The 9,125-nt window shown below is 33.1% G+C and carries 6 protein-coding genes and 1 tRNA gene; 1 reads left to right on the top strand and 6 read right to left on the bottom strand.

Going from position 1 to position 9,125, the window contains the following annotated elements:
• Window positions 1–26: 26 nt before the first annotated feature.
• Entirely contained in the window at window positions 27–974 is a 948-nt protein-coding gene (gene trxB, locus PHC28_RS00920) for a thioredoxin-disulfide reductase (RefSeq protein ID WP_300095645.1), read from the bottom strand.
• Window positions 975–1,133: 159 nt separating this feature from the next.
• On the opposite strand from trxB, the gene PHC28_RS00925 reads away from it, so the two are divergent.
• A tRNA-Pro gene (locus PHC28_RS00925) sits at window positions 1,134–1,208 on the top strand.
• Window positions 1,209–1,318: 110 nt separating this feature from the next.
• Here PHC28_RS00925 and PHC28_RS00930 read toward each other — a convergent pair.
• The 5 genes from PHC28_RS00930 to PHC28_RS00950 all read right to left on the bottom strand — a co-directional run.
• Window positions 1,319–2,281, bottom strand: a complete 963-nt coding sequence (locus PHC28_RS00930) for a glycoside hydrolase family 5 protein (RefSeq protein WP_300095648.1) — start codon at window positions 2,279–2,281, stop codon at window positions 1,319–1,321.
• A 280-nt stretch (window positions 2,282–2,561) separates the two neighbouring features.
• A complete protein-coding gene (locus PHC28_RS00935) occupies window positions 2,562–3,623 on the bottom strand; it encodes an IPT/TIG domain-containing protein (RefSeq protein WP_300095650.1) in 1,062 nt (353 codons plus the stop codon).
• 17 nt (window positions 3,624–3,640) lie between these two features.
• Entirely contained in the window at window positions 3,641–5,248 is a 1,608-nt protein-coding gene (locus PHC28_RS00940; protein WP_300095653.1) for a RagB/SusD family nutrient uptake outer membrane protein, read from the bottom strand.
• An 11-nt stretch (window positions 5,249–5,259) separates the two neighbouring features.
• A complete protein-coding gene (locus tag PHC28_RS00945) occupies window positions 5,260–8,454 on the bottom strand; it encodes a TonB-dependent receptor (protein WP_300095656.1) in 3,195 nt (1,064 codons plus the stop codon).
• A gap of 499 nt (window positions 8,455–8,953) precedes the next feature.
• On the bottom strand, window positions 8,954–9,125 hold a 172-nt coding region (locus PHC28_RS00950), incomplete at its 5' end, for an AraC family transcriptional regulator (RefSeq protein ID WP_300095659.1).

Below are 9,125 nucleotides of genomic sequence, written 5' to 3' on the forward strand. Positions count from 1 at the left end.
TTTTTTTTATAATTTACCCTTTCAGATTATTCTTTCGAAGCCAAATATCTTTCAGCGTCCAAAGCTGCCATACATCCCGTTCCCGCAGCGGTAATTGCCTGACGATATACGTGGTCTGCAGCATCACCGGCAACAAAAACGCCAGCAATATTGGTTTTTGAAGTTCCATGGATATTAAGAATGTAACCCGTTTCATCAAGAGTAAGATAGTCTGCAAAAATTTCGGTGTTGGGTTTGTGTCCAATGGCAGCAAAGAAACCAGTTGCAGGAATATCAAAAACATCTCCCGTAGTTTTGTTTTTTGCTTTCACACCAGTAACAACTTGACCGTCTCCTAATATCTCAATCGTATCGTGATTCATTAAAATACTAATATTTTCGGTTTTGCGAACGCGTTCTTCCATAATTCTAGAAGCTCTGAATTTCTCACTTCGCACAAGCATTGTCACTTTTTTACACATTTTAGACAAATAATGCGCTTCTTCGCAAGCAGAATCTCCTGCTCCAACAATCACCACCTCTTGATTTCTGTAGAAAAAACCGTCGCAAACAGCACAAGCAGAAACACCTCCACCCATTTTCAAATAATGTTGTTCTGATGGCAATCCCAAATATTTTGCCGATGCTCCTGTTGAAATTATAACTGTATCACAATGCAATTCAATACTGTCATTAATCCAAACTTTATGAACATCTCCACTAAAATCAACCTTGGTTGCCCACCCATCACGAACATCAGTACCAAAACGTTGAGCTTGCTCCTGCAATCCAACCATCATTTCAGGACCAGTTATACCTTTTGGATTACCAGGAAAGTTTTCCACTTCATTTGTTGTGGTTAATTGACCACCAGGCTGCATTCCTTGGTATAAAACTGGATTCATATTAGCTCTGGCAGCATAAATAGCAGCGGTATAACCAGCTGGACCAGATCCTATAATAAGACATTTTATTTTTTCTATTGTAGTGGACATATTAAATAAATTTTACTTTTTTATAAGTACAAATGTATGTTTTTTATTAAAATTTTCAGGTCTAAAAATCATCAGTTTTAACTATTTAAAAATAATCGCATTCAATTTTATAGTATCACTTGTAAAATTCAAAATTAGTTTTATCTTTGCATCCGCTTTCGGGGTGTAGCGTAGCTCGGTTATCGCGCCTGCTTTGGGAGCAGGAGGCCGCAGGTTCGAATCCTGCCACCCCGACTTAAAGTCGAACAGTGATGTTCGGCTTTTTTTGTTTAATGAGTAACTTAATTATCGCGTCTCGCAAGGTGTGAAGTCGGGTCAATCCTAATAATCCCAATAACTTAGTGTCAATTTCCATTAAACTTTCGCAAATATTCCCTAGTTTTCAAACCTGATTCCTTCAAATCTTCATCTTTCCAATCTCCTTCAGAATTAGCAGATTTCTTTAACATAGAACAAGTCTCCTCTTTATCAGAAATCGACCAAACAATCCAGCTTATTTTTTTGGATTCCATCCAATCGATGTATTCTTGCCAAGCTTTATAATTCATTAGACCATCTCCAGAAGCTTCCATCCCCGCTGACTCTGAAACAAAAATAGGCAAGCCTCTTTTTATTGCATCATCAGTTCGGTCACGCAACCATTTTTCGTGAGTAGCTGAATAAAAATGCATAGTGTACATTAAATTACTATATCCTTTTATAGGATCAGCAGCAGGAAGATTGACCTCTTGATCCCATTTGGGACTTCCAACTAAAATAACATTATCTGGATCATTGGCACGAATTACCTTAATTACTTCTTCGGAATACGCTTTTACTTCTGACCAAGTTTCATAATCTGGTTCGTTAAAAATCTCATAAATCACGTTTGGATATTTTCCATATTTCTTTGAAATTTCATAAAAATACTCCTTGGCTTCTTTCAAATTAATATTATGACTGTGCCAATCTATGATTACATAAATATCAGACTCGATAGCTCCTTTTATTACCGATTCTATTTTCTCTTTGGAAAATTCAGTTTCCTTCATAAATGGACGTTCTCCTATTTCAATACCCATTGCAGCTCTGACAATAGTACAATTAAAATCTTTTTTCAGCCAATCAATTGTTTTTTCATTATAGAATCTAGTCCAGATACTATGCCAGCCCAAACTCACTCCTCTTAAAACAATTGGGTTTTGATTTTTATCTACTAACTGCGTTCCTTTCACACTAAGTTGACCGTGTTTTTTGACAAATTGTGCGTTTACCACACTACAACTGGATGCAAGTAAAAGCACAATAATTTTAGATTTGAAGTTCATATTTTATAAATTTAAAGAGTTAATTTTAAAGTAATTACATCGTGAGAAGCGATTTTAGCTGTGAAATTCTTTTTGGTTGTACTTACCTTTATTTTTCCAAAGGTCTTTGATCTTGAAAATGTTTTTATTAAAATCGGATTCAAAGCCAAAATCAACATCTTTGATTAGATTTTTTCCCAATCAAAATTGATTTATATGGAAGTTAAAATTATTACTTAAAAAAAAAGAATTCCCTAATTTTTCAACTAGGGAATTACTTAAACTAACTAAACCACTTCAATTATTTTAAAACAAAACCCATTTCGTCTAATAATATAGTATTACCACCAAAACCACCTGCTTCTTGTAATGTTAATTGATCAAAAGTAGTTGGATTTCCAATAGAAGAAAATGGAATTTCAATAACAGACCAATTTGAGGATATTGTTTTTACTATTTGATAAGCCCATCCTCCAAAAACAAATTTCAAAGCAGCATTTGAATTTGTAGAAGTACATTTAACCCTAACTCTAAATGACTTATACATAGAAACATCTCTAGAATTAAACTTTAAATCGGCTCCATCCCAACTTCCAAAAACTATTTTCATTGAGGCATTACCTTGCGCACTATCTACTGTATAATTTGTATTAAACTCATTTCCGCTCCAAGTCCAATGTCCAGTATCGCCTTGTATTGCATCGTCATAAAGTGCAGCTCCAACGGCCAAACTGGAAGCTGCAGTACCAGTAATATTTGATACAGTTACCAATTTATAGGTTGAATTAGCTGGCATTGTGAACTTAATCTCTGTCAACGTAGAAGAAATAATTGCAGCTTGTTGAGTTCCAACTTTCACGATAGGGTCTAAAAAATACTTTCCGTCGATTGTAACTACATCTCCCGCTGCTGCATTTATTGAATTGAACCAATTAAATGTTGGTGGAGGTGGTGCAGTAACAAAATCATAAACAGCAGTTCCATTACTGGTTACTACTTTTAATTGATTAGAAGCGTTTGCATAAGGTGTGTTTTCATCAATCAATATTACAATATCTGTATCAGTTACTAAAGTTGGTTGAAAATAAGTATCATAATCATTAAAGTAAACTTTCTGTGTTGAAAGCAATCCTTTTCCATGAATGATGTAATAACTTTTAGGATCTCCTTTGGTAACTGGAGTTAATGGCAAAATAGTACCATTCGAATCATAGCCTGATGGCATAACAGATTCTATAACTGGAGGCCCAACAACAGTATCGGTGTTATTATTATCTGAGCATGAGCTAAAAAGCATTATAGATAACATCAGTGCTAAACATACTGTTAATGTAACCTCTTTTATATTTTTTATATTTTTCATATTTTTCATTTTAAAAATTATTTAAAAGTATAAGGTGCAACTTCTGTCAATTTTGGATTTTTTATCAAATCATCTGAAGGATAGGGTAATAAAAGACTTGTAGCTGTGACTGTTATTTGTTTTGGCGTGTCTTTATCACCTCTGTTTTGTGCTTCTAAAATGGCTTTTGCTTTAGCAAAAGGCAAACGTCCTAAATCAAAATAGTAATCTCCTTCACAAGCTAATTCAGCACGTCTTTCTTTGAAAATGTCATCAAAACTAATTGATGTTTTTTCAGACAAACCTGCTCTTTTACGAACTGCATTAAAGGATTTAAGAGCCAATGCATCAGTGGTACTTCCTGTTTGACCACCTAGTATAGCTTCAGCATAAATTAATAATAACTCAGCATAACGCATTTGATAAGTGTTCATACTACTTTCACCGTTAAAAGGTTTATTAAACACCCCTGTAACTGGTATATTTTCTTTTCCTATTACATATTTTTTTAATCCTGCTCCTGAATTTTGAACTCCATTAGGTACATTTGTTAAATTAAATGTGTATCCTAATAAATAAGGCGAATCTACAGCAAGTGTTGCCGCATAAGTTAAATTTGGATAGTAATCTCCAGGTAGCATAAATGTTTCTTTTCTTCTTCTATCTCCATCTTCAAAAGCATTATTAATTAAATCCTGGGATGGTGCAATCTGAGCAGAGTAGGTAGTTTCTACCAATCTATTTTCTGGTGCAAATGTTGTATTAGAGAAATTACCATCAAAATAAGTTGCTGCCCCTGTCCATTGCCATGCAAAGATTGACTCTTCATTATTATTGTTCATTTGCAAAAATAAATCAGCAAAAGATTTTGTAGGCAATTCATCTCCACCTAATAATTTAAATTCACCACTATTGATAACTTCAGCTGCCATTTGCTTAGCTTCAGCATATTTTTTTTCATATAAATATACTTTTGCCAAAAATGCTTTTGCAGATCCACTAGATACGTGGGCATTGTCAGCATAATTTGATCCTCTAACTTTAGTCCTTAAATTATCGGCAGCAAATTTCAAATCATTTTCTATAAATTTATAAACATCTTCAACAGGATTGCTCGGAATAACAAAATTCTCAGAATAGGCAGAAGTGTTTTCAATAATAGGTACATTTCCCCATAATCTCACTAAGAAAAAATAAGAAAATGCTCTAATAAAATGTGCTTCTCCTAAGGCGTTATTTAAAGCTTCTTTGCTAACTTTTGGACCAACACCAGTAGGTAAACCATTAATAAAAGCATTAGAGTTTGCTATAGCACCATAACAAGATCTCCAAGAATCAGAAATGTAGGATGCTGTATTAGTAAAACTTAAATCGGTAAATTTTCCAAAATCATTATAAGGACCAGCATACATATTACCAGAAATCACATCAGTAATGCCATAATAACCAGCTTTGTTCATATTAAACCACACAAGTCCATATAATCCATTGGTTGCATTGTCCAGTTTTAAATCTGAGTCATAGTAGTTAGTTAAGGTAGGTGTTCCTTGTGCTGGCACATCTATAAAATCCTGAGAGCAAGAAGAGGAAACCAACAATGTTAGTGTCATAACAACAACACTGCTTATTTTTATTATATTTTTCATATTATTATGTATTAAAATTCAACATTAAAACCAAAAGATATTTGTCTAGGTGTTGGATAACGTCCATTATCGACACCTGATAATAATGCATCCTGATTATAAGAACCTACTTCAGGATCATAACCTGTGTATTTGGTGAAAGTATATAGATTTTGCGCAGAAGCATAAAATCTCAATCTTGTTACCTTAATTTGAGAAATAATATCAGATGGCAAAGAATACCCTATTGTTACATTTTGAATTCTCAAGAAAGATCCATCTTCAATAAAACGAGTTGATACTGCATTATTTATATTATCATAAGTTGAAGGCCTTGGCAAAGAAGCATTTAAGTTATCAGCTGAATAAAAATCTGTAGCTTCAGTTAAATAATTTGTTCCAACACCACTGTTCATTGTGCCAGATGCACGAGTTAAATTCATCAATTTGTTACCAACTGTTCCTTGGAGGAAGATTGACAAATCAACATTTTTGTATTTGAAATTATTGGTAAATCCATAAGTTAATTTAGGATTAGGATTTCCAATTGCAACTAAATCTTTTGAATCGATGATACCATCATTATTTTGATCTTTGTAAATTACATCTCCTTTTATAAAATTGGGTAACAAAGAATTGGTTCCGTTTTTCAAAGGCACTTTAGTACCTCCATTGTCATATCCATAAGTTAATAAATCAGCATCTGTTCTATAAATACCTTCTGCTTGATAACCAACAAATGAGCCTATTGGTAAACCTTCCATTGTTCTAGATACAGTAACTGTATTATAGGCAAGGGTATTCATTGTTTTAACAATATTTAATCCTGCCATATCAGTAACCTCATTTACATACTTAGATAAATTCAAATTAGCATTCCATGAGAAATTTTCATTAAAATTATGAGAATAGCCCAGTGTAACCTCAATCCCTCTATTTCGCATACTTCCAAGATTGAAATAAGGAGGATTTACACCGCCTTCATAATCTCCACCACCAGAAAGGAAGTTTGGCAATGGAACTTGATACAAGAAATTTTTAGAAACTTTATTAAACACATCAACAGAAGCGGTTAATTTAGTATCAAACATTGTAAAATCTAAACCTAAATTTGTTTGCTCTTGAGTTTCCCATTTTAAAGCGGCATTATTCGTATTTGATGGCAAATAAGAATTTCCCATTGAACTATTAACTAAATGCAAGTTAGAATCATATAAATTATTAGGAATTTGATTGTTACCTGTTTGTCCCCAACCAAATCTAAATTTTATGTTATCAATATACTTTTTAGTACTTTCCATAAAAGCCTCATTCGAAAGTTTCCAAGAAGCTCCAAACGAACCAAAAACACCCCATTTGTTACCTATATCAAACTTTGAAGACCCATCTGCTCTAACTGCTCCTGAAATTCCATATTTACCTTCATAATCATAAACAACCCTTCCTAAATAAGAAGATAATGTTTGTGCTCCTTCGTATGGACTGCTTACAATTGCTTTAGATAAATCAGAATAAGCAAGTTCATGATGACTATTGTCTTTAAATCCGGTAGCATTAATAGAATACCCTTCCCAGTGAGCTCTATTAGATTCTTGAACGGCCAAAACTGTAAAATTATGTTTACCAATAGTGTTTTTATACGTAAGCATATTTTTCAAGTTCCATGAGTTACCTGAAGATGGATTATAGTATAAATTGGCATAGCTTTTTACAGCACTCCCTAAAGAATACATTGGGTCATAATTTTGTCCTAAATTGTCATAAATATATCCTCCCGCCTCAAAACGATAATCTAATCCTTTAAACAAATCAATTTGAGTGTAAAAATTTCCAGAATAATTTTTTCTAACCAATGTGTTAGATCCTAATAATGAAGTTGCCACAGGGTTTACAAATGAAGTTGCCCCTCCTGATGGTGGCCCTGCAAAAGCACCAGATAACTCTCTTACACCAACATCTGGAGTAGCTGATAATGAAGTAGCAACAACTCCATTCCATTGACCATTTAAAGTTAATTTTTCATTTGTAAGTGTACCACTAACATTAGCCCCAACTTTTATAAATTTATTAACTCTAGCATCAATATTAGATCTAAAATTATAGCGTTTAAAACCGGATTCAATTACAATACCTTCTTGATTCAATACACCTCCTGAGATATAATAATTCAAACCATCTTTTCCTCCCGAAAAAGACAATTGATGCGATGTCATAATTCCTGTTTGATAAATTTCTTTCTGCCAGTCGGTACCTTTTCCTAATAATTCTGGATGAGCAAATTCAGGTCGAAGACCAATACCATATGCAGTTGCTAAAGCATTTTGATGACTTGCATATTGTTGCAAATTCATTGAAGGTAATTGTTTAGGTAAATTACTGAAAGAATAGGTGTTTTCATAAGTTAATTTACCTGTACCTTTTTTACCAGATTTTGTTGTTACAAGAATAACCCCGTTGGCACCACGAGAACCATAAATAGCCGTTGCCGAAGCATCCTTAAGAATATCAATCGATTCTATATCACTGGGATTTATAAGAGATAAAGGGCTATAAGTAATGTTTCCAGAGTTAGAAAAATTAGAATTTCCAGCTGCATTTCTTCCTGATGTAGATGAATTTCTAGCATCACCAGAAATTGGCACACCATCAATTACATACAATGGCTCATTGGTACCAGTCAAAGAAGATGCTCCTCTAATTTTTACAGAAACATTACCTCCAGGTTCACCTGAGTTATTGTTTATAACAACACCAGCAGCCTTACCTTGCATCATCTGGTCGAATGATGCTACTTTTATGTTTTCTAAATCTTTAGAGCTGATGCTGGAAATAGCACTGTTTACGTCTTTTCTTTTTTGTGTACCATAACCAATAACAACAACTTCTTGAAGATTTTGAGCCGAACTTTTTAAGCTTACATCAATTTTGCTCTTATTATTTACTGCCACCTTTTGGCTATTAAATCCAATATACGAAAATGTTAATGTTGCATTTGATGGAGCCTCAATAGCATACTTACCATCAAAATCAGTAGATGCTGATTTTGAAGAACCTACAACCAAAATGTTTACACCAGGCAATGTTAGTCCGTTTTCATCGGTTACAGTTCCCGAAACTTTTGTTGTTTGAGCAGTAATATAGCTGCTCGTAAAAAATAAAAATAACATCAAAGGAATTGCTCTGTAGGCAGTTTTCCAAAGACTAAAATTAAAAAATGATTTTTCCATAATAATTGTTCAGTTAGTTAATTTGATTGGTTTCTGAATCTGGGGATCCAAAACCAAAATGTTTGTTAATTATATAAATAAATTATAATGACAAATATAAAACAGATGTACACATTGAATTAATAGTATTATGTCATTTAATGATAATATTTTTACTTAAAAACAGATAAAGAAAGTAAATTGATAATTTTATATCGTTTAAATTATAATATATATAATTATTATACCCAAATAATAGAATATGTCAAATTACGAAGTCAGCAATGACAAGGAATTCAAACGATTTCGAATAAAAAACAGATTGCATTCGGCCTATCAAAAAAATTGAATTACCTCCAGCTCTAGCTAGAGGTATAGGAGTGGAAATAAATTGGCTTTAGCTTAAAAGGCTGGATTTTTTTGGCTAAAGCCATTAAAAAACTAAAAATCTCTTTTCTCCAGCTATAACTGGAAGCAATTGACACTTTGAAAATAAAACAGGATGAATAGTTACGATAGATTAAAGAATTCGTTTCAAACCAGAGAAATCTTCTCTGTACTGACTAGGAGTTCGTTTTTTAATCGACTTAAAACTTCTATTAAAATTAGCGATATTATTAAAACCAGACTTGAATGCAATTTCCGAAATACTTAAATCTTTTTCTACCAGCCATCTCGCAGCATAACCTATA

The organism is Flavobacterium sp., assembly GCF_028712645.1.
GTDB lineage: Bacteria > Bacteroidota > Bacteroidia > Flavobacteriales > Flavobacteriaceae > Flavobacterium.